The 1,005-nt window shown below is 31.9% G+C and carries 1 protein-coding gene; it reads right to left on the bottom strand.

Annotation, left to right across the window (positions count from 1 at the left end):
• Positions 1–1,005, bottom strand: a 1,005-nt coding sequence (locus tag ACODH8_RS14570; RefSeq protein WP_420517809.1) for a transposase, incomplete at both ends; no start/stop codon positions are given.

The raw sequence follows: 1,005 nt of genomic DNA, 5'->3' as shown, positions 1-1,005 counted from the left end.
ACATAAGTAGTTACAGTTCTTAAATAAAAGAATCGAAATTCGAAAATCTTAAAAAGATTTTTGGATTCCGATTCTTTTTTGTTATCTATTGGTTTATTTTTCTGATTTACAGCCAATTTTATTATATTTAAGGCTAATACGAGTATTCCTGATTCTTTTTTGACGTTGTTGATCCCTCGAATATGGAATCGATTGAAGCCTAAACAAGCCTTCATCCATCCAAAAACTGGCTCAACGTCAATTTTTCTTTGGCTGTAGACCTTAGCTATTATTTCATTTGAAAGTTGGTCATTTTGTTTAGCTTTATGATACTCCCAAGAAGGATTGACCATTACTTTTCGAGTGTGGCCTTTAAGAGTAAGTGATTCAGGAATGACATCTTTATTTTCATCATATCTTTCTGCTTGATATTCTTTAAAATCACGAGTAAATCCATCTTTATCTGTTCTTTTTCGATACCCAATAAAGTTAAAACGGACTCCCTTCGGGTCTACGTAATAATCTTCCTTATCATTATAGTTCCAATTCATGACTTTTCTTTCATCCGTTTTCCATTTCTTACTCTTCTCTTTAAGCATTGTCCCATAAGGGATAACTGCAATGTGTTCTGAAAAGTTGTCTTCTAGGTAGCGATAGTTTGATTCTGATCCGTATCCAGCATCTGCAACAATGTATTTAGGGACTCTATTTTCTATTTTTAACTTTTCTAAGAATGGTTGAAGTGTTTTAGTATCTGTAGGATTTTGAAAGATATCATATCCAAGAATGTATTGATTACTAGTAGCTATTTGTAAGTTATATGCTGGTTTCAACTGACCATTTTGCATAGGATCTTCTTTAACTTTCATAAAAGTAGCATCGTGGTCTGTTTTAGAATAACTATTTCTATTACCACAAATAGCTAATTTATCTTGATGCTCTTTCATTTTATCACGTCGAATTTTCAACTTTCTTTTTTTACTTTTTAAGGTACGTCGTTTTACTTTAAACGGGTTAGGTGAAAGT

It is taken from the genome of Vagococcus fluvialis, assembly GCF_048815235.1.
Classification (GTDB): domain Bacteria; phylum Bacillota; class Bacilli; order Lactobacillales; family Vagococcaceae; genus Vagococcus.
The sequence above is the reverse complement of the archived record's forward strand: the minus strand, read 5'-3'. Positions and strand labels throughout refer to the sequence as shown.